Origin of the sequence: Microbacterium sp. SS28, from assembly GCF_022761035.1 — a bacterium.
GTDB lineage: Bacteria > Actinomycetota > Actinomycetes > Actinomycetales > Microbacteriaceae > Microbacterium.
Window position 1 is genome coordinate 43415 of the sequence record NZ_JAKWJP010000005.1, and the last position, 20614, is coordinate 64028.

General features: G+C 65.8%; 12 protein-coding genes. 5 read left to right on the top strand and 7 right to left on the bottom strand.

Annotation, left to right across the window (positions count from 1 at the left end; all coding sequences use genetic code 11):
* Window positions 1–5: 5 nt before the first annotated feature.
* On the bottom strand, window positions 6–410 hold the full coding sequence (locus tag MJ607_RS14395) for an RraA family protein (protein ID WP_243076300.1): 405 nt from the start codon (window positions 408–410) through the stop codon (window positions 6–8).
* Window positions 411–591: 181 nt separating this feature from the next.
* Entirely contained in the window at window positions 592–1575 is a 984-nt protein-coding gene (locus tag MJ607_RS14400; protein WP_243076301.1) for a glycoside hydrolase family 43 protein, read from the bottom strand.
* 422 nt (window positions 1576–1997) lie between these two features.
* On the opposite strand from MJ607_RS14400, the gene MJ607_RS14405 reads away from it, so the two are divergent.
* The 4 genes from MJ607_RS14405 (at window position 1998) to MJ607_RS14420 (ending at window position 9169) form a co-directional block, all read left to right on the top strand.
* On the top strand, window positions 1998–4139 hold the full coding sequence (locus MJ607_RS14405) for an OmpL47-type beta-barrel domain-containing protein (RefSeq protein WP_243076302.1): 2142 nt from the start codon (window positions 1998–2000) through the stop codon (window positions 4137–4139).
* A gap of 99 nt (window positions 4140–4238) precedes the next feature.
* Complete coding sequence (locus MJ607_RS14410) at window positions 4239–5402, top strand: serine hydrolase domain-containing protein (RefSeq protein ID WP_243076303.1); 1164 nt, start codon at window positions 4239–4241, stop codon at window positions 5400–5402.
* Window positions 5403–5488: 86 nt separating this feature from the next.
* On the top strand, window positions 5489–8191 hold the full coding sequence (locus MJ607_RS14415) for a family 78 glycoside hydrolase catalytic domain (protein WP_243076304.1): 2703 nt from the start codon (window positions 5489–5491) through the stop codon (window positions 8189–8191).
* A gap of 50 nt (window positions 8192–8241) precedes the next feature.
* Window positions 8242–9169, top strand: a protein-coding gene (locus MJ607_RS14420) for an IS5 family transposase (protein WP_243076305.1) whose coding sequence is annotated in 2 segments (ribosomal slippage) — window positions 8242–8613 and window positions 8615–9169 — 927 coding nt in all. Because the reading frame shifts where the segments join, the coding sequence is not laid out codon by codon here.
* Window positions 9170–9427: 258 nt separating this feature from the next.
* Here MJ607_RS14420 and MJ607_RS14425 read toward each other — a convergent pair.
* The 3 genes from MJ607_RS14425 to MJ607_RS14435 are packed head-to-tail and all read right to left on the bottom strand — an operon-like array spanning window position 9428 to window position 15267.
* Window positions 9428–11158 (bottom strand): DUF5605 domain-containing protein, encoded by a 1731-nt coding sequence (locus tag MJ607_RS14425; RefSeq protein WP_243076306.1) that lies wholly within the window; start codon window positions 11156–11158, stop codon window positions 9428–9430.
* A gap of 15 nt (window positions 11159–11173) precedes the next feature.
* On the bottom strand, window positions 11174–12703 hold the full coding sequence (locus MJ607_RS14430; RefSeq protein ID WP_243076307.1) for a glycoside hydrolase family 43 protein: 1530 nt from the start codon (window positions 12701–12703) through the stop codon (window positions 11174–11176).
* Window positions 12700–15267 (bottom strand): alpha-L-rhamnosidase, encoded by a 2568-nt coding sequence (locus MJ607_RS14435; RefSeq protein ID WP_243076308.1) that lies wholly within the window; start codon window positions 15265–15267, stop codon window positions 12700–12702. Before MJ607_RS14435 ends, MJ607_RS14430 begins: the two co-directional genes overlap by 4 nt.
* A 204-nt stretch (window positions 15268–15471) precedes the next feature.
* Between MJ607_RS14435 and MJ607_RS14440 the strand changes: the two genes are divergently transcribed.
* Entirely contained in the window at window positions 15472–16494 is a 1023-nt protein-coding gene (locus MJ607_RS14440) for a LacI family DNA-binding transcriptional regulator (protein WP_279234722.1), read from the top strand.
* Window positions 16495–16536: 42 nt separating this feature from the next.
* Here the strand turns inward: MJ607_RS14440 and MJ607_RS14445 are convergent, their stop codons facing one another.
* Both MJ607_RS14445 and MJ607_RS14450 read right to left on the bottom strand, forming a co-directional pair.
* On the bottom strand, window positions 16537–17802 hold the full coding sequence (locus MJ607_RS14445) for a multidrug effflux MFS transporter (protein WP_243076310.1): 1266 nt from the start codon (window positions 17800–17802) through the stop codon (window positions 16537–16539).
* Window positions 17803–17959: 157 nt separating this feature from the next.
* Window positions 17960–20440, bottom strand: a complete 2481-nt coding sequence (locus MJ607_RS14450; protein ID WP_243076311.1) for a glycoside hydrolase family 2 TIM barrel-domain containing protein — start codon at window positions 20438–20440, stop codon at window positions 17960–17962.
* Window positions 20441–20614 lie beyond the last annotated feature (174 nt).

Sequence of the window (20614 nt, forward strand, 5' to 3'; positions counted from 1 at the left end):
TCGACTCAGAGGACGCTGAAAGGGCGGAACGCTTCGGTTGCGGGCATCCCGTTCGCTACGGCGCTGCGGAATTCGACTTCGCTGGCACGCGTCGCGAACGCAGCATCGACCACGTCTCGGGCGAGGGCTGCAGGAACAACCACGGCCCCGTCGGAGTCAGCAACGATGAAGTCGCCCGGCTCGATGCGGACACCGTCGATCGAGCACGGTACCCGATGCTCGGCGAGCTCGTGGCCACCCATGCTGTCGTAGGGAATTGTTCCCGCGGACACAACGGGGAACCCGAGCTCGCGCACCTGCCTGGTGTCCCGCACCCGCCCGTCGGTGATCGCTCCCGCGCCCCGCGGGCGATGCACGCGGTCGACTGCCGACTCTCCGCAGCGATACCCCGGAGCCCCGATCTCGAGCATGTTAGCCACAGGGAGTCGCGGCGTACTCGCTGAGACACTCGGGTACGCTTCCGCCACCATACTGACAGCACGCTCATGAAGCTCGCAGGGGTAACGGCTTCAAGGTCCCATGCCGCCCAGGTCTTCATAGGCCTCATGTACGGGCGCGCCGGATCGTTGAGGCACGACTCCCACCGGCGCTCTAGCGTCGCGGGGCGTCTGTCCAGGCGGAGCTGAGCCGGTGATACTCGTCTGCGGTAACCGGCAGCACGACGCCATGACATGGATCGCGCGGCAGTCGGACGTCCCGTGAAGGGGTCCATTCGCCGCTGGCCAGGTCGGTGGTCTCGAATGCCACGTATCGACGCTCCGGAGTGAACTCGTCGATCCAGAGGAACCATTTCTGCTCGCTGTTCGACTTATAGACCAGTGGACCCTCGCCTTGGCTGATCGCACCCAGACCGATGCCCTCGGCCAGGGGGGTCCAGCCGTGCGCTGCCAATGATGTAGAGGTCTCGGAGAAGACGGACTTGCCATGGGGTGCGCCTTCGCCGCGGGGACGCTCATCTTTGGCAAAGCGGTAGTAGAGGCCGTCGTGCTCGGTGACGGTAGCATCGATCGTCTGCCACCCCCGGTCGATCCATACTCGGGGTTCCGAGAAGGAGCGGAAATCGCGCGTGGTGGCATACATAATGCGGTTGTAGCTTTGACCCTCGTGCTCCGGGTTGTCGTAGAGCGTCGAGGACCAGTGCACGAGGTATGCCTGCTGTTCCGGGTCCCAGATGGACTCCGGAGCCCACGTGTTGCCGGCCTCCGGAGGTGCGACCTCGACGAGGCGGCCCTCTCCCCAGTCGACGAGATCCTGCGACTCCCAGATCATGATGGAGCGGCTGCCGTGTCGCTGGAGGCGCTCCCAGTCGTCACTGCTATAGACGCGCAGATCCGTCGCGACGAGATAGAACCGGTCGCCCTTCGGCGACCGCACGATGTGCGGATCTCTGACTCCGCGCTCGCCCCGCGTGGAGTAGAGAACGGGGCGGCCGTCGTTGAGGTCCTCGAAATGCAAGGGATCGTCGCCGTCGCTCAGTGCGAAGTAGATCTGCTCCCCGTTCTCAGTCTCACGTTTGAAATGCACGTAGAGATAGCCCGCATGCACCGGCTCGCGGGTGTCGTTGCGAGTGCTCATGTGTTCTCCTATCCATGCGGGTCTTCGTGTGTTACCAACATGCTGACGATGGGCTCTCGCAGGACTTCACCTAACGCAAACACCTGAATCGTCAGATCGGCGTGGGAACAGTGAGCGTTCGTCCGTCATCGTAACTGTCGCCACTGGCCCGGTCCGTCCATACGGCTTCGGCGGGAAGATAGACCCCACGTGAACCGGCTCGAGCGCGGCGACGGTCGCACATCAGTGAAGACATTCTCGACTCTGCCTGCGACGGGACACTTCAATCGGCGCTGTTTTTGCGCAAGGCGGAGCGGAACGGTTGCCACTGAATAGGTCGAGAAATACGATCAACAAACCCCTGCCAGAAAGGGGTTCCGCCTGTTGGAATCCTTCCGATGCGGCGCGGGTGTTTCTACCGTCAACGAGGAAGTTGAATCAACGTGAACCAGGCAAACCTCCCGCCCCGCACAACGTGGGCGGCTGGACCCACACACCGGCGGCCCTTCGCCGTCATCGCCGGGATCATGGTCGCGCTCGTCGCTGCCGGTTTCACCGGCTCACCCGCAGTGGCGGTCGAACCTCAGCAGTGTGCGCCCGACGCGCGCGGCGCCTGGCAGATCAGCGCCGACTGCATCGATCCTCTGTACACGCAGCCAGTGATCGATGCCGAGACCGACGAGACGGCGCCCGTCCCTCACCACCGCGTCTCGGGTCACTTCGAGGGCACGAACATTCAGTTCAACATCTACCTGCACCCCGAAGCCGACAAGGACAAGTGGGAGGGGCGCTTCTTCCAGTACACGTATCCCATCACCTTCACGCCGGGAGAGAACCTGTCGCAAGCCAAAGACCGGGCGATCGAATTCGGCTTCGCGAGCGGGGGTTACACCGTGCAGGCCGGAAACACCTTCCTGTCCTTGGGCTACCGGCACGCGGCTGCTGCTGCGAAGTTCGCCGAGCAGGTCGCGAAGGACTACTACGGGACCGACCGGGAAATCTTCGGCTACCTGTACGGGCTGAGCGGCGGCTCCCTTCAGACGGTCGGCGCCGCTGAGAACGTCAAGGGCGTCTGGCAAGGCTTCGTGCCGGTCGTTCAGGCGGTGCCGCAGCCCAACAGCTACCCCACGAATGGCCGATCAGCGGCCGAACTGATCCTCACTGATAAGGCCGCGGAGATCCGAGATGCTCTGCTGCCCGGCGGCAGCGGCGACCCATACGCGACCCTCGATGAGGCCGAGCGGGCCATGCTGACGGAACTGCACCTGCTCGGCATCCCCTGGAAAGCGTGGGAGAACCCCGACTACCTGTTGGGCAACGACAGCAGGTTCTACGGCGCCGGGCTGGACTCGGACGCACCCCTGACCTATGACCCCACTTACGTCGATGACTTCTGGAATGCGGCAGGATATCTCGGTACCGAGAACTCTGCACTCGGTGCAAGGGTCCGTGCCGAATTGGTGGAGATGGGCGACACCCTGGGACACCGTTGGAACATCGCAAAGCGCTTCGCGTACCGCTACCAGCTCCCCACAGCAGACCAGGGATGGATCGCGCTGGACCAGTTCCGCAAGGCGGACGGCACCCCGCTCTACCCGCAGCGCGCCGTTGAGCGTTTCGAACCACCGCGCTTCAATGCGGTGGCAGGCGACACGGCGTTCGACGGCTCGGTCAACGGCAAGGTCATCGTCGTGTCCAACCTGTACGACGTCGACGCACTGCCGCTGCACACCGACTGGTACCGCAAGCGCGTCGAACAGAGCCTTGGCGCCGCCGCGGCCGACTCATACCGGGTCTACTTCAACGATCGGGCCGACCACAATCTGCCCGGCACCGTCGGAGATCGCGCGGCAAGTCTCGTCGACTATAACGGGATCATCGAGCAAGCTCTTCGGGACATGGCGAGCTGGGTCGAGGAGGGCGTCCCTGCGCCCGCATCCACGGAGTATGACATGAAGGACTCGCAGGTCGTCGTCCGCTTGGAGGACGCCGACACTCACGGCGGAATTCAGCCCACCGCGGCCCTGACCATCAACGGCGCGGATCGGGCCGAAGTCGAGACCGGTCAGTCCGTGAATTTTATGCTCACCGCCGACGCACCCGATGGCCTTGGCAAGGTAGTGCAGACCTGGTTCGACTATCTCGGGATCGGGGCTTTCGAAGACGTACCCTTCGGAGACCCCGCGAACGAGGTGACGACCACTGCCACGCACACCTACACGACCGTCGGCACCGTTTTCGCCGGCGCGCAGGTAGCCGCGAACCGCAACGGCAACATCGGGGATCCCAACGCCCAGCTCCTGAATCTGGACCGGGTTCGCATTGTCGTGCACGAAGGCACCGCACCTGTCGTCACCTCCGAGAGGTCCACAGGCCGAACAGTGATTCTGGATGCAACCGACGACTACTCGGGAGTGGCCTCCATCGAGTACCGCATCATCAAGAAGCCCGGCGCTGCGCCGTCCGCTTGGCAGACGTACACCGGACCGGTCAAGCTGACCGACTCCAAGGCGGTTCTCGAATACCGCGCCACGGACAACTCCGGCAAGACGAGTGAGACCGAGGTCATCGCGGCGCGTGCCTGACTGAAAGAGGCATGGCGGCCGCGGCACGAAGATTTGTGCGGCGGCCGCCTTGGCTCCCCGACAACACGCGCAAGCACCCAGAATGAGGAGACAATGCCCATGACGCACGGCACCACGGTGGACCTGCTGGCGGAGAGCCGCTTCGCCCCGGTCATCGACGCGTTCACCAAGACGCTCGACGAAACGGATCGAAGCGGCGCGGCGCTGTCGGTGTGGCTGGACGGGCAGCCGGTGATCGAGGCGCGAGGCGGTACCGCCGATGTGCGCACCGGCGACGCGTGGCAGCCCGATACGCTCGCGGTCGTCTTCTCCTGTACCAAGGGTCTGGCCGCGATCGCCATCGGACGTCTGCTCCAGTCCGGAGTTCTAACCTCACTCGAGATCCCCGTCGCGGAGATCTGGCCGGAGTTCGCTGCGCACGGCAAGGGCCGCGTCTCGGTCGGCGACGCCCTCGCACACCGCGCTGGCGTTTCGGCGCCCACAACAGACGTCACGATCGCGGAGCTCCTCGACGGTGCGGCATTTGCTCGCATCATCGCCGAGCAGAAGCCGTTCTGGAAGCCGGGAACCTCACACCAATATCACGCGGTCACCGTGGGAGCGATCAGCGCTCAGATAATCTCTCGCCTGTCGGGCCGTTCGCTCGGCGAGTTCTTGGCCGACGAGATCGCGCGGCCGCTCCAGGCCGACACATGGATCGGACTTCCGGTCGAACACGAGCCGCGAGTCGCCTACATGATCGAGGGTCAGCCTGCCCCACCTGCGCCGCCCGCCGACACGAACCCCGACCTGACCTGGCTGGAACGCGCGGTCACCCTCGGTGGCGCCCTGCCGCAGAACCTCCTGGCGCCTGGATTGGGATTCAACCATCGCGAACTGCATGCCGCAGAGATCGGCGGAGCCGGAGGGATATCCAGCGCCACCGGGCTTGCTCGCATCTGGTCTGCAACCGTCGCGGAAACCCGTGGAGTCCGGCTGTGGAACACGGAGACGGCTCGAGCTTTCGCCCAGCCACGCAGCGTGGGAACCCCGTTCTTCGACAGCGGCCCGCCGCCCTACCAGGCATGGGGCGCGGGCGTGATGATTCCCTCGGGATGGGACCCATACCTGAGCCACGCCTCATTCGGCCACGACGGTGCCGGCGGACAGGTGGCATTCGCCGACCTGGATGCCCGGGTCGGGTTCGCGTACGTGACGAATCGGCTCGTCGACATGGAGCGCGGCATCAGCGTCATCAACGCTCTTCGCGACGCACTCGGATAGCCGGGGCAGTTGCTTACGAAGACGACGGACGTCAGCCGAATCACGCCGCTCTCATCCCCCGAAACGCAGACGCGCCGAGGACAACCATGACTCACCGCGCATCAGTCCACCGCCCGCGCCGCGCCGAGCCGCCGGAGATGCTGACCGCTGAGACCAATGCACGGGCCTTCGAGAGTGGGTTGCATTCAGAGTGGATCGCCCTTCCGACCCCAGCCGCTTCTCGAGCCCTCCGCGAAACGCAACGAGACGAGATCGACTGGGCGCAGGACTCGAATCTGGGACAGGTATTCACGGCCGAAGGCCCCTTCAGCGCAGTCCACGCAGACCTGACAGGACCGCTGCTCGCCGACGTCGGGTTCACGCTGGATGTCATCTCCACCACGGGCCGCATCGTCGCCAGTCGCACCGTCGACGGTCCGCAGCACATGTGGGATCGTCACCTCCACTTCGTTCCGATCAACCCGCCGGCGCCGGCGGGCAGTTACGAACTGCGGCTGACCGTGACGCATGGAAGCCTGGGCTGGTACCGACGGAGGCGCGCGGCCACGGCCGGCGACGACGGAGTTTCGCCACTGCCGATCCTTGGCACTGCGCTCATCGGTGGGGCGCCCGCGCCTGGCACACGCTGTATGGCCGTGGAGACCGACCCCTCCCCCAATCCCGTCTTCCGGCGACGGTTCACGATGAGCCGGCGCGCCTCTGACGCCTTTCTTTCAGGAACCATCCTGGGCAACGGCATCATCACCATCAATGGCACTCCGGTCGGACCGGAAATGCTCGACCCTGCTCCTACGGTTTATACCGCTCGCGTTTTGTATCGGACCTGGAACGTCGAGCATCTTCTGCGGCTAGGACGCAACACCATCGAGGTAGAGGCAGGCCGCGGAATGTTCGGAGCGCGCGGCGCCAACGTGTGGGGTTGGCACGTCGCCCCGTGGCACGCCGAGCCGATGACGCGCCTTCTTCTCCAGTGGCAGGATCGCGATCGCATTCACAGCGACGGGACCAGCCGCCAGTGGGAAGCAGCGATTGGTTCCACACTGCGAGAGACGCTGTACGGCGGCGAGCACTCCGTCTCCAGTGCGCACAAGCCTGACTGGCAGACCGCCACCGTCGTCTCCGGGCCCAGCGGCACCCTCACCCCCGCGGCCCTCCCGCCGGTCCGGGAGATCCGGCGCATTTCGCCCGCCTCGGCTCGGTCCTCTGCCGCTGAGCGCACTCTGTACGACTTCGGCACTGTTGTGGCAGGCAAGGTGATCGTCGATATCCAGGGCCCGCCGGGCAGCAGCGTTTCTGTTCGGTACGGCGAGAACGTCTCGTCTGAAGGTCGGGTGACGGTGCACAACCCCCTCGTGGCTGACGTGCCGCAGCTTGACACCCACACTTTCCACACGGCCGCAGCGGTGGCCGGCTGGTCGGCGAAGTTCGGGTACCGCGGCTTCCGGTGGGTGGAAGTCGAAACCCACGGCGACTCGTCGGCCGCGGCGCCCGTCGCAGTCGTGATGCACACGGACGTCGCACAGGCGGGCACGTTCGAGACCGACGAGCCGGTGTTGCGGTGGGCAGACGCGGCTTTCAGGAGAACGCTCCTGAACAATCTCCAGGGATACCCCACGGACACCCCGGTGTACGAGAAGAACGGGTGGACCGCCGATGCCATGTTGGCCATGGAAGCCTCCTTGCAGCATGTGGATGGGCGGGCGCTGTTCGGAAAGTGGATGCAGGACCACGCGGACTCCCAGAGCCTCGACGGGTCAATCCCCCAGATCGTCCCGTCCCCGGGATTCGGGGAAGCCGCCGATCCCGCGTGGAGCGGGTCCGCCGTCATCATCCCCTGGCAGTTGTACTGGGAGTACGGCGATATAGAGCACCTGCAGCAAGCCGCAACGATGGTGGAGAGGTATGCGGAGGCACTGATCCGCATCGCCGGGGACGGCGTGTGGCCCTCTCGAAGCTGGGGCGACTGGTTGGCACCCGGCTACGAAATCCCTCCGGAAGGGACGGCGCCGACGGGAACGCTCATGATGGTCACGGTGCTGCAGCACGCTGCCAAGATCATGAGCACCCTGGGAGCTGCTGACACGGCGAATCATTTCGCCAGCGCCGCCCGCCGCACAGCCAAGGCATATCACTCGGGCTACTTCGATCCTGAGCTAGGGTTCTACACCGCTGGGCATGCCGGGTACCGGCAGACGATGAACGCACTGCCGCTCCTGTTCGACGTCGTACCAGAAGGATGCCGGGCCAGCGTCGCACAAAGCCTGGCCGCGGACATAGAGGAGAGAACCCTAGGTCACCTCGACACCGGCGCAGTGGGTGCACGCTACCTTCCGGATGCACTCAGCCTGATCAACCGCGATGACCTCGCGCTGGACGTACTGACCCAGCAGAGCGCGCCGGGGTGGGGAGCCTGGTACGCGGCCGGCGAGCAGACCCTCATGGAGGCGTGGGACGCCAGCGCCCGGTCTCGCAACCACTACTTTCTCGGCGGCGCGCTGAGTTGGGTGCACCAGAGAGTCGGAGGCATGCGCGCGGCGGCACCAGGCTGGGAGGTGATTGACATCGATCCTGTTGACGACCCGCGAGTCGCCCGCGCCAGCATCCGGCACATCACACCCGCCGGCGAGGCAGCCCTCGCGTGGAGGCGCACCGCCGAAGGCATTGACATTGACATTGACGTGCCCCCGGACAGCACCGCCCGGGTCCGACATGGCCGCGAAACCATAGCGCTGGGTCCTGGCCAGCATCACCATCATCGGGCGCGTAGCGAGCATCCCGTACGGGGTTGACTAGGGCGTGTCTCCCATATGGATGGTGAGGTCCGCGGCAGTCTGATTGGGTGAGAGCGGATTCGCGGCATCGAGTGTTCACGGACGAGCAGTGGGAGCGGATCGCGCCGTTGTTGCCCTCGAATGAGGGCCGGCGCGGCCACCCGTTCGGTGACAGTCGCCGCGTGGTTGAGGGCGTCGCGTACCGGTACCGGACGGGAATCCCGTGGCGGGACTTGCCGCGGGAGGAGTTCGGGCCGTGGCAGACGGTGTGGAAGCGGCACCGCCGATACGCCGGTGACGGCACCTGGGATCGGGTACTGGTGCGGATCCTGGCCGACGCGGACGCGGCAGGGAAGATCGACTGGTCGGTGTCGGTGGACGCGACGATCGCGCGTGCGCATCAACATGCGACGAACACGACCCGCCCCGAGCAGGACACGGGGGGCGGGATCGAATCACAAGAAGCTGCCGTGGCACGAGGTTGAACCGGCCGGGCACGGCATCGGACGCTCGCGCGGCGGGTTGACCACGAAGATCCACCAGGCCGTCGACGGTCGCGGCCGGCCGTTGGCGATGGTGATCACCGGCGGGCAGCGCAACGACGGGGCCATGCTCGCTCACGTGCTCGCCGAGATCCACGTCCCCCGGCTTGGTCCGGGACGTCCACGGACCCGCCCCGACGCGGTCATCGCCGACCGGGCCTACACATCCGGGGTGACCCGGACCGCGTTGCGCCGCAGAGGCATTCGGGCCGTCATTCGGGAGAAGAGCGACCAGATCGCGGGTCGCAAACGCCGCGGCCGCCGCGGCGGAAGGCCGCCCGGGTTGGACGCCGACGCCTACCGCGGCCGCAACGTCGTGGAGCGCTCGTTCGCTCTCGCCAAGCAATGGCGGGCCCTCGCCACCCGCTACGACAAGCTCGCGATCACCTACCGCGCCGCCGTCACCCTCAGCGCCATCCTCACCTGGCTACGCCATATAGGAGACACACCCTAGTTCACAACTTCCTCGAGCTCAGCCCAGAGTTCGAAGGGAATCGGCGTCGCGCTGTTGTGCACGACTTCCATAACCCGGGCGGGCGAGGAAACGCCCACCACAGTGGAACTGGCCGTCTATCCCTTGTAGAGAACTGCAGAGCTGCTGGTCCCTATGCACAGCTCGGAAACGTGGGGCCCAGAGTGACCCAGCGAGCGCAGATGCGGACGTGCGTCCGAAGCCGATTCAGAGTTGTCGGGCGTCGCAGTGCGGCTTCCATCAGCGATCCACCGACACCAGTCGCAGCGCGCAGTACGGGCGGCCCGGGAGATCGAACCGGACGGTCCCTTTGTGCTCGCCGGGAAGTCGCTCGACGGTCATGTTCCAGGAGTCGATGACATCCACGTGCGCCGTCATACCCTGCGGGATTACAACGTTGCGGAACGAGGGTTGCCCGGCGCCGAAGTAGATGAGCTGGTACTCCCCGCGCGCGCCGGCGTGCTGGGCATCGAAGTCCGACGGCAACGGGTCGATCCGGCCGGTGGGCGACTCTTCGATGATCCGTCCCAGGAACGCGAGCCGTGCTGGACTCTCACCGCGAAGCCGTCCACCTTTGGCCCAGAACACCGTCTCGTCGTCGGAGTAGTAGGTCTCACCGTGGGTGACGTAGCCTCCGCTCATCGCGACAGCCCAGGAACGGCTGACGAGCTCTTCGGCCGTGAGGAAGCCCCATCCCTGATCGAGGTCACCCTCGTACCCGCACTCATCGATGATGACCGGCTTATTGAATCGCCGGCGCCACTCACGGACCAGACCGCCCAGGCCTTCTCCGCATTGGATGCTGCAGTGGGTCGCCCATTCGGATGCGTAGTCCCAGATCTCCACCCAGTTGTGAATCGAGATCGGGTGGCCGTAGGGGTCGTTGGTACGCACGAGCCGCCCGATTCGGTCCCAGTCCTCGGGGCTCTTGTCGAGCAGCAGGTCGTATTCGTTGGCGAGCGACCACCAGACGTTCGGAAATGCCGAGAGTCTGCGCACGACATAGCTCACGTACCGGTCGTCCGCCGCCTTTCCGAGATGAGAGAAGCCCCAGCGGTCGTACGGGTGGAAGAGGATCAGATCGGCATCGATTCCGAGGGCGGCGAGTTGCTCGAGGCGCTGCTCGAGCGTCCGGAAGTACGCCAGGTCGAAACGCTCCAGGTCCCAGCCGTCATGCGTTCGAGGAAAGACGAACCGGTCCGGTTCATTCGCGTTATAGAGGAAATGCTTGGGGAACAGGCTCATTCTCAACTTCGAGAATGATGTCTTCGCGAGAGAGTCGAGGGTTTCCTGCTGGAGCGCGTCGTCCTGGTGAGTCCACGCGTAAGCAGTGGTGCCGATCGGAGTGAACGGTGTGCCGTCGGCGAACGAGAAGTGGAACCCGTCGGCGCGGACAGCACCTCGAGCATCCGACGGGGCGACCTCGACGGAGCCGGCCAACCCGTCGAGTGACCGTGCGTTGGACTTCGTGACGAACTCCCACGTCCCTGCCTCCGCGGGAAGGAACCGCAACGCATAGCGTCCGTCGCCGTCGTAGAACCCGCCCACGTCGACGCTCTGGCCGGCCCTAGAGAATCGGGCTGTCAGCTCGACGTCGGTGAAGGGGTTGCCGTGCGACGGGCCGGCGATGGCGATTTCCAGCATCCGGTTCGCGGAGGCACCGGACGGGAGAAGCACCGAGGCGCTCGCTCGCGCGGTCTCCGCGCTCTCGTAATCAGCGGGCGGCACGATCGGCGAGACTTCCTGTGGGCGTGGGGTCAGATCCTCGATCTGGGTCAGGTGACCCAGGAGTTGCGCGATACGGGGGTCCGAAGGCTCCAGAATCACGCCCAGAATCGACCGGAGGGGAAAGGAATCGCCGCTCGCCAAAGGCGAGTCGAGCACTTCCGGTGCGATCTCTCCGACGACAGCGCGCGAATCTGCCTGAGCAAGCACATCCTTGAGTGCGGAGCGTGAGTGGAAAGTTGCCATCATTGATCCTTCCTATTAGTCAACGACAGAAATCGTGGGGCGGTAGCTGACTTGGCGCACTCGGCTGTCATCTCGCACGGCACTCAACGCCAGCATTCGTCCCGTGAATCCGGACGCGACTTCGGTCGAGAAGTAGCGCCCGTCCAGTCGAGCGAGTTCCTGGTTGCGGTCGAGGCGGAGTAGGGACAGGACGATGTCGTCGGGCCCGGCGTTGCCGATCGGGACAGGCGGAGAAAGAGGCGTGGTCGACTGGATGCGGAGCGTCACCTCGCCGGGCGGCACATCGGCTGTGGCGAGCACCTGGTGCATCTGACCGATTCGTACTTCCGCCACCACCTTCTTGCCGTCATAGGTGAGTCCTGTCCAATGGCGTTCGTCCACACGCAGAGAGAACCGTCCCGAACCGTGGAGTACGACATCGGCTGACCAGGCGAGGTCCCGCACGCGAGCACACAGGAGAGCCGTACCTCGCTCTGGAACGAGCAGCCGGAGGCCGTCGGCGTCGATCGAGGCGACGGCGCTGGGCTCGCCACCCGGTACGACCCACCGCGGGTCGAGGCGCGGATGAGTGAATCGGTCTGTGAATCCCGAATCCGCTTCGGGAACGTCGAATCTTGCTTCATCGAAGACAGGCCAGCCGTCTGACCAGTCGACACCGGCGAGAAAGGTCTCCCGCCCGAGCACGTGGAAGCCCGGGGTCGAGCCACGGGTGCGCGCGCCGAGGTAGACGGCCGCCCAGTCGCCGTCGGGGGCCTGCACGAGATCGGCATGGCCGACATTCTGGACCGGGTGAATGCTGCTGCGGTGGGTGAAGACGGGGTTCCGCGGACACGCCTCGAACGGACCGCGCGGACTGGACGCCCGAGCGACGGTGACTGAGTGGCCTCGTTCGGTCCCTCCCTCAGCGAGGACGAGGTACCAGTACTCGCCGATCCGGTACAGATGCGGACCCTCGGCGGCGGACATGCCGCTCCCCTGCCATACCGGGTAGGCGGGCTCCAGGAAGCGACCGGTGGTGAGGTCGATAGGCGCCTGACGGATGCCATATCCGCCGCGGGTGAAATCGAGCACGTGCCAAGTGAGGTAGCACGTACCGTCCTCGTCCCACGCGAGGTCAGGGTCGATTCCTATCGCTTCGGGGATGAGGATCGGCTCGCTCCATGGGCCGGCCGGGTCTTCGGCGTGGACAAGCAGGTGCCCTTCGCCGAATTCGCTCACGTTCGTCGTGATGAACCAGAATCGTCCGCCGTGATGCCGCAGTGTGCCGGCGTAGATGCCGGTCGAAGGCCCGCCGTTGCCGAGCCGGAACTGGGACCGCCGGTCAAGGATGTTGCCGATCTGCCGCCAGCTGACCAGATCGCGACTGTGAAAGATCGGCGCTCCGGGAAAGTACTCGAAACTCGACGTCGCCAGGTAGTAATCCTCCCCGACCCGGCAGATGGTCGGATCGGGATGAAAGCCCGAAATGATGGGGCGGACCGCGCCGCTGCCGTGTGTCACGACTTGCGGTCCGGGAACCGCGACCTGAGGTTCGCTGGCGGTCATCGATGCGCTTTCCTGTTCGGCAAGGTGTAGCGGTGGACGCCGGCCTCGACGCGGTGGATCTCGTCGGTGCCGGGCGGTTCGATAACGGCGGTGGTACCGACGGGTACGGTGACCGCGAGTTCGATGCCGACGTGCGTGCGGTGCCATCGGACGATCGCTTCGCCATAGGGAGTGCCGTGTCGGGCTTCGGCGAAGTCGAGCTGCGCGGGTGGGTGTGGCCGGACGGAGATCGCGCGGTATCCCGGTGCGGCGGGAGCGAGACCGGCTACGCTGCGATGCATCCAGTCTGCGATCGCGCCCAGCGCGTAGTGGTTGAACGAGGTCATCTCGCCCGGGTTTATCGTGCCGTCGGGCAACATGCTGTCCCACCGTTCCCAGATGGTGGTGGCGCCCATCCGGACGGGGTAGAGCCAGGATGGCAGCTCGGACTGGAACAGCAGTCGATGTGCGTCGTCGATGTGACCGGTGATCTCGAGCGCGTCGCAGACCAGCGGCGTGCCGACGAATCCCGTGCTGATGCGCCAGTCGCTGTCTCGGACGAGCTGGGCAAGGCGCTCCCCCGCGGCATCCCTCGCCTTCTCGTCGGGGAGGAGGTCCCAGAGGATCGCCATGGCATACGCGGTCTGCGAGTCGGAGTGAACGGCGCCACCGGGTTCGACGAACGCCCGGATGAATGCCGTGCGGGCTGCTGCAGCGAGGTCAGAGTAGAGCGCTTCTTCGTGAGCGCGGCCGAGCACCGTTGCCATTCTGGCGACGATTTCGGCGGAACGTACGAAATGCGCGCTCGCCACCACGTCAGGATCCGCTTTCGCGCGGAAAGGGTCATCCGGCGGCGCGGTCGGGTCGAGCCAATCCCCGAACTGACGGTCACCGCGCCAGAGCAAGTCGGATCCGGATCGATCCCGCACCGCATCTACCCACTGTCGGGCGCTGTCGAACTGGCGCTCGAGGATGCCGCGATCCCCGGTGCGTTCGTAGAGCACCCAGGGCACCACGGTAGCCGCGTCGCCCCATGCCGCCGCTGGCCAGGCAGACACGCCGCTCTTGAAGATGTCCGGGATAATGTGCGGGACCGTGCCGTCCGGCAGCTGCTCCGCGGACAGATCGGCGAGCCACGAGCTGAGGAAGCCGCTGACGTCATATAAGAAGGAGGCGGTGGGCGCAAAGATCTGGATGTCGCCGGTCCACCCGAGCCGTTCGTCGCGCTGCGGACAGTCTGTCGGCACATCGAGGAAGTTGCCCCGCATCCCCCACACGACGTTCTCATGCAGCTGGTTGAGGTCGGCATCTGAAGAGGTGAACCATCCTTTGCGCCGCAGCTCGCTGCCCAGGACAACGAGTTCGATGTCCGCTTCCTCTAGGTCATCGACGCCCGTGACCTCTGCGTAGCGGAAGCCGTGGAACGTGAACAGCGGCTCGAGGATCTCGCTCCCCTGGCCGCTCAAGATGAACCTGTCGGTCGCCTCGGCGGCCCGCAGGGGCCGCGTCCCGAGTTCGTTGTTCTCCAGCACCTCTGCGTGGCGGATGAGGATCTGCTGGCCCGCGGTGGACGCGCCGACGTGCAACCGCACCCGACCGACGGCGTTCTGACCGAAGTCCACCAGCGTGCGCCCAGACGGCGACCGCCACACCCTTCGGGCGGGAAGCACCTGTGTCGTCCGGACGGGCGGCCCTTCGGCGGCGACCAGGAGAGAGTGGTCGGTTTCGATGACGTCGACGTCGTGCGTGGCAATGTCGGTGAACGGGTGCCGCAGGTCGGTGGTCTGGCCGTTGTAGAAGTCGTCCGCGAGGATGCCGCTCTCGGCGCTGCGCCAGCGGCCGTCGGTGGCGATCGTGATCACGTCGCCGGACGCCATCGTGATCTCGAGCTGGGCAAGAAAGGCGAGTCGATCGCCGTACACCCCTCGGTCGCCGAGGTATCCGAGTCGGCCGCGATACCAGCCGTTTCCGAGCACGGCGGTCAGTGTGTTGCGTCCGGGAGCCACCAGAGCAGTGACGTCGTACACCTGGTAGCGAAGCCGCGCGTCATAGGCGGTCCAGCCGGGTGCGAATTGATCTTCCGATACGCGCCCACCGTTGAGGTCGGCTACGTAGATTCCGTGCGCCGTCGAATACAGCCGGACCGACATCACGCCCTCGGGCACATCGAATTGCGTCGACACGACGGGAGCGGGCTGATCCAGACCGCCGATGTCGCGTGGGGAGACGAACCGAGCCGTCCAGTCCCCGCGATCGAAAAGTCCGGCCTCGGCGCGAACCTGTTTGCTCCAGCCACTCCAATTACCGGACTGGCCGCGCACACGCACGCGTACACCGACCTGCTCCCGTGATTTCAGGGAAGCGGCCGGCCACGGCACGAGCACCTGATCCGCCGACTCGACCGCGAACGTGTCGATGGCGCCGGAACGATCGATCTCGATCTCGTACGACACCTGGACGAAGCCTGCGGCCGCCATCGGCATCTGCCAGGACAGGCGTGGCCGAGAAGTGCCGATGCCGAGTACGTCGCGGTCGCCGTCGAAGTGTTCGAAGCGGACGGCGGTCGGTAGCGCATGCGAAGGCATTTATGGGTCTCTCCTGGCCGGACGGGACCGACGTGGCCCGCCACTGCACGTAGCGGCGGGGTCTGATGAAGGAGACTATGTCCGCAGCCACAAAGCGACAACGCGCAGCAATCTTTTTGCGCAAACGCGCTGTCCCAGTGGACAATGAATGCGCTGGAGATAATCGACTCGACGTCTAGACTGCTTGCGCAATAAGGAGGACCTATGCCCAGGTTGCCTGCCGACGCGCCTCCGACACTCCGCGATGTCGCGGAAGCCGCTGGCGTTTCGGTCGCGTCCGCCTCTCGCGCGCTGTCCGGTCGAGGCGATCTATCGCGCGAGACTCGGGGTCGGGTGGTCGCCGCCGCGGAACGCCTCGGGTATGAACGCGCGGGAGGCGGTCGGGGGCGTCCCACGACGCTCGACCCGCGGCTCATCGAGTTCGTGTTGGGCAGCTTTGACGACGCGTGGACGGATGCCATGACCGGAGGGGCACGAGAAGCGGCATTCGCGGCCGGCTTCGATCTGGTGCTCACCCTGGAACGTCCCGATCCCAGTGACGATTGGCCCACTCGGGTCGCCACCCGCCGCCCATCGGGCGTGATCATCGGCATCATCACCCCGACCGCGCGCCAACTCGCTGAATTGCAGGGGCTGAGAATCCCCGTGGTGCTGCTCGACCCCCGATCCGATCCGGGCGGTGCGCTCCCGAGTGTCGGCACGACGGACTGGCAGGGCGGCTACGACGCCGGCGTTCATCTGGCGCAGTGCGCCTACGACCGCTTCGCGGTGGTCACGGGCACGCCGCAGTATCGCTTCGGACGGGCGCGGGAGGAGGGCTTCCGAGCGGCCATCGAAGAGCATCGGCCGGGTGCGACGGTTGCTCACGTGAACTCGGAATGGAGTCAAGCGCCTCTCACCGAAGCGTTGGTTCGCCCCTTCGCAACGGACCCCTCACCCATCGGAGTGTTCGCCTGCAACGACGAGATCGCTCTCGCTGTGTACCGCGTCGCATTCATGCTCGGGCGGAAAATCCCCGACGACATCGGCGTAGTGGGATTCAACAACGAGGCACGGGCGGCCGCTGCATCTCCGCCCCTGTCATCCGTCAACCAACCGCTGACGGCCATGGCCGCGCGCGCCGTGGAACTCGTGCGAGAGCTGCGGTACCACGATGCTCCGCCGTACGAGCGTGTCGAGCTGGCAACTGATCTGATCGTCCGATCGTCGACCCGATCGGTTCCTTGACTCGAGCGGACGTGTGGGCTGGGGCACGACCCAAGCCTGCTATCAGTCGGCCGTCAGCTCCGGCACGGATGAGGGACGCACGACGATCAGCAGTGCGACCAGCCCGAGAACGGCGCTGCCTGCGACGACCACGCCGAGGGAGAGGACACTCACCCCGCCGAGGAGCGCGGGCATCAGCGAAAGGACGCCGCCCACCACGGAGTTCACGAAACCGGCGAGGGCAACGGCAGTTCCGCTCTGCTGCTGGTGGCGCGCGAGGATGAGGACGTTCAGGCACGGGCCGCAGAAGCCGTGAATCGCGACCAAGAGTGACGACGCCCCGAGGGCCCACCACCATCCGCCGTCGAGAATGCCCACCGCCACGAAGCCCGCTCCGCTCAGAACCAGGGCCGGGAGGGCAACGCACAGCAGGCTGGCGGGCCGGAACCGTCGCATGAGCCGCGCCGAGACCTGCGTCGCCACGAGCAGCCCGACGGCGTTCAAAGCGAAGACGAGCCCAAAGGTCTGCTCGGAGAAGCCGTAGCGGTCCTGGAAGATGAAGGGAGACGCGGACAGGTAGCTCACGATCGCTGCGAAGACCATCGCGCCGACGAGCACCGCGCCGATGTAGACCCGGTCGCGTGCGAGTACGGCGACGCGGTCGGTCCATCGGCGTTGCGAACCGACGCGCACGGTGTGCGGCAAGGTCTCGGGCAGCACAATCGTGACGGCCGTGAACACCAGGACGCCGAACCCCGCCAGCAGCCAGAAGACCCCGCGCCAGTCGGTGAAGAGCAGGAGCTGAGAGCCGATGATCGGTGCCACGATCGGCGCGAGGCCGCTGATCAGGGCGATGCGCGCCGCCATCCGCACCAGCCGTTTGCCACCGAACAGGTCTCGAATCATCGCCGCGGCCACCACCGCGCCTGCGGCGGCGCCGAAGCCTTGGCCGAACCGCGCGAACGCGACGATCTCGATGGTCGGAGCGATTGCGATCACAAGGCTGGACACGACGTGCAAACCCGTCGCCAAGGCCACGGGAACCTTTCGGCCGATCGAGTCGCTCCAGGGTCCGACGACGAGCTGGCCCACTCCCAAGCCGATCGCCGTCGCGGTGAGCGTGATCTGCACCATCGTCGTCGTGGTGTGCAGGTCTGTCTCGATCAGTGGAAACGCCGGCAGGTAGAGGTCCATCGTGAACGGGCCGAGGGCGGTGAGACCGCCGAGAACCATGATGAATACGACCGGGTGCAGCGGCCGGCCGGCAGCGATGGTGAGGATCGACGCGGTCGAGGTGTGGCTGCGGTGCGAGACAGCGAGTGCGGGCATTCGGCTTCTCCATGATGACGAAGCATCACCGAGGGGATCGCGCGCGGCGCCCAACGCGTGAACTGGGTGGACAGTGCCCTCCTATCAAAACGGAGCGCACCGTGGACGGCGACTGCTTGCGCAAAAGCGCTCAGGCGGCGAGCATGCGCTCCAACCATCAGCGGACTTCGAAAGCGGGGTCGCTCTCATGAGCCCGGACGGTGACGAGCACGTCCTCGAAGCCCGGGGCCGACACGGTAACGGTGATCTCACCCGCTCCGGTGGGTCGCACGATCGCGAGGGCCCGTCCCTCGAATGTCGTGGTCGAAGCGGCGAGGAATGACTCCTCCGTGTCGGGGCGGGCGCTTCCCAGCCCCTGCAGGATGCCGGAACCGTCGACAGTCACATTCACCGTCATATCGCTGGATGTGGCCATGGTGTCGTCGGCGTCGAGCAGCTCGATGCTCACGTAGGCAAGATCGTGGTCGTCAGCGCGGATGGCGGACCGATCTGCGGTGGCGCGAAGGACGATCGGCCCGGAGATGGAGCGGAGCATCGTGCGCGTTGTCTCCCGGCCTCCGCTTCGGGCGATGGCGACGAGCTCTCCCGCTTCGTAGGGGAGATCGAATGCCGCACGGAAGCGGTGGGCGGGACCGGTGGGCGCAGTGCCCACCGAGCGGCCGTTCAGTATGAGCTCGACCTCCTCCGCCGCGCTGTACACCTCCAGGTGCACGGGAGCGCCGGCATCCAACATCAGGTCCCACGACGAAAGTGAGTCCGTCCACGCCCAGCCCAGACCGTGCGCCGCGCGGCCGGTGCCCCGGGGTCGGTCCACCGCGATGTACGGCTCGGCTCGAAGGCCGAAAACGATCTCCCGATAGTACGACGCCGGGCGACGGTGACCGGTGATGTCGATGTCACCACACCACGCCGTGAGCCAGGGGTAGGGAGCGAACTCTTCGTCGTCGAACCGGGTACTGCCGAGGCCGGCCTCGCCGAGGTAGTCCCAACCCGTCCAGGTGAAGTCCCCGATCACGTGCGGGTGCTCGATGACCAAGCTCCACAGCTCGTCGATGTCTCTAGGAAGCGTCTCAGAGCCCAGGACGACCCGCTGGGGGAACCGCTCGAGGTCACCGGTGTAGCGGCTGGGGGCGTAGTTGTGTCCGACGACATCGACCACGGAATGTGTCTCCTCCGTCATATCGGTGACTCGGTCGGAAAGGCTGAGCTCGTCGAAGAGGTGGTGCAACTCGCCCAACAGATCGTTCACGCCGACCTTCCCGCGCAGCTCGCCGGCCCTCTTCTTGAGATCAGGGAGGAGCGCGGTGATTGTACCGACGAACCCGCTGACCGCGTTCGTCGTGTAGCGTGTCGGATCCAGCGCGCGAACCTTCTCAACCAGCCGACGACCCCAGCGCGCTCCGTGGGGATTTCCGGCGTCGAGAACCTCGTTGCCGATCGAGTAGACGATGACGCTGGGGTGGTTGAAGTCCTTCGCGACGAGTGACTCGACATCCCGTTCCCACCACTCCGGGAACGAGAGGGAGTAGTCGAAGGAGTTCTTCGCGGTCGTCCACATGTCGAACGTCTCGTCGATGACGAGCATCCCGAGACGATCGCAGGCCTCGATCATCGCGATGCTCAGCGGGTTGTGCGATGCGCGGACCGCGTTGAAACCCGCTAGCTTCAGGATCTCGATGCGTCGCTCCTCGGCGCGGCCGATGGCTGCGGCCCCTAGGACGCCGTTGTCGTGATGAATGCAAGCCCCACGCAGCTTGACGACCTCGCCGTTGATCCGGAGTCCGTCGATCGGATCGAGCGAGAGGCTCCGAATGCCGAAGGAGGTCTCGAGGTCGTCGATCCGCTCATCGCGATCCCAGACCTCGGTCACGGCACGATACAGGTTCGGATTCGCCACGCTCCACAGTCGCGGTGAGGGGACATACGCGCGCTGGCGGACGACGGCGCACTCCCCCGCCCTCACTGTGAGCGGCGATGAGGTCGTCGTCACCTCTGAACCCAAGGCGTCGAGAATTCTCCAGTGCACCGAGAGGGTCCGCGTGACGACGTCCTCGTTCACGATCCTGGCGCTGATCGCCACGACCGCCTTGTCTTCGTCGATTTCGGGCGTGCTGATCCGGACGCCGTCGGTGGCGAGGTGGGCGAGTCCAGTCACGGACAAAACCGTGTCGCGGTGGATGCCCAGGCCGGAGTACCACCGGGAGTCCTGGTGCGCTCGAGCCTCGACCACGACGGAGTTCTCCGCGCCATAGTGGAGGAATGGATCGAGCGGAACCGAGAAGACAGAGTAGCCGTTCGGCCGCTGCGCAGCGAAGGCTCCGTTGACGAGAACGACGGCGTCTCGGTAGACGCCTTGAAGCTGTAGCGTCACGCGGCGGTCGCGCCAGTCCAACGGCGCCTGGAAGACCTTGCGGTACTCGACCGCGCCGCCGGCGAAGTAGCCGGATCCCTGTCCGTATTCGGGCGACCGCTCGAGCGCCAGCATCGCGTCGTGCGGCAGCGTCACGGCCCTTCGGTCGTCTGGATTGTCGTTCAGCTCGGTGAAGATGCTCACCTTCGACTTGATCGTCCAGTCGCTGTTGAAAGACGAACGCGGCATGGTGACTCCCTCGGCGGCCGGCACGGTCGTCCGCGCCACCCCAACTGTGTCAATGCCCAGGTTCCGCGACAAGAAGTTGCGCAATGGCCGAGTCCGGACCCTGCGGCACGCGCCGGAAACGTCGGAGCCGAAGCCGAAGCAGCGCGAGATGGGTATTTGCGCAACAACGTTTGCGCGGGTTGCCCCGAGGGATAGCCTCGGAGTAACCTGTCG

Excerpts from the sequence above, each read along its gene's own strand:
- MJ607_RS14395 (WP_243076300.1), bottom strand. The coding sequence starts at position 410 with ATGCTCGAGATCGGGGCTCCGGGGTATCGCTGCGGAGAGTCGGCAGTC.
- MJ607_RS14400 (WP_243076301.1), bottom strand. The coding sequence starts at position 1,575 with ATGAGCACTCGCAACGACACCCGCGAGCCGGTGCATGCGGGCTATCTC.
- MJ607_RS14410 (WP_243076303.1), top strand. The coding sequence starts at position 4,239 with ATGACGCACGGCACCACGGTGGACCTGCTGGCGGAGAGCCGCTTCGCC.
- MJ607_RS14415 (WP_243076304.1), top strand. The coding sequence starts at position 5,489 with ATGACTCACCGCGCATCAGTCCACCGCCCGCGCCGCGCCGAGCCGCCG.
- MJ607_RS14425 (WP_243076306.1), bottom strand. The coding sequence starts at position 11,158 with ATGGCAACTTTCCACTCACGCTCCGCACTCAAGGATGTGCTTGCTCAG.
- MJ607_RS14430 (WP_243076307.1), bottom strand. The coding sequence starts at position 12,703 with ATGACCGCCAGCGAACCTCAGGTCGCGGTTCCCGGACCGCAAGTCGTG.
- MJ607_RS14435 (WP_243076308.1), bottom strand. The coding sequence starts at position 15,267 with ATGCCTTCGCATGCGCTACCGACCGCCGTCCGCTTCGAACACTTCGAC.
- MJ607_RS14440 (WP_279234722.1), top strand. The coding sequence starts at position 15,472 with ATGCCCAGGTTGCCTGCCGACGCGCCTCCGACACTCCGCGATGTCGCG.
- MJ607_RS14445 (WP_243076310.1), bottom strand. The coding sequence starts at position 17,802 with ATGCCCGCACTCGCTGTCTCGCACCGCAGCCACACCTCGACCGCGTCG.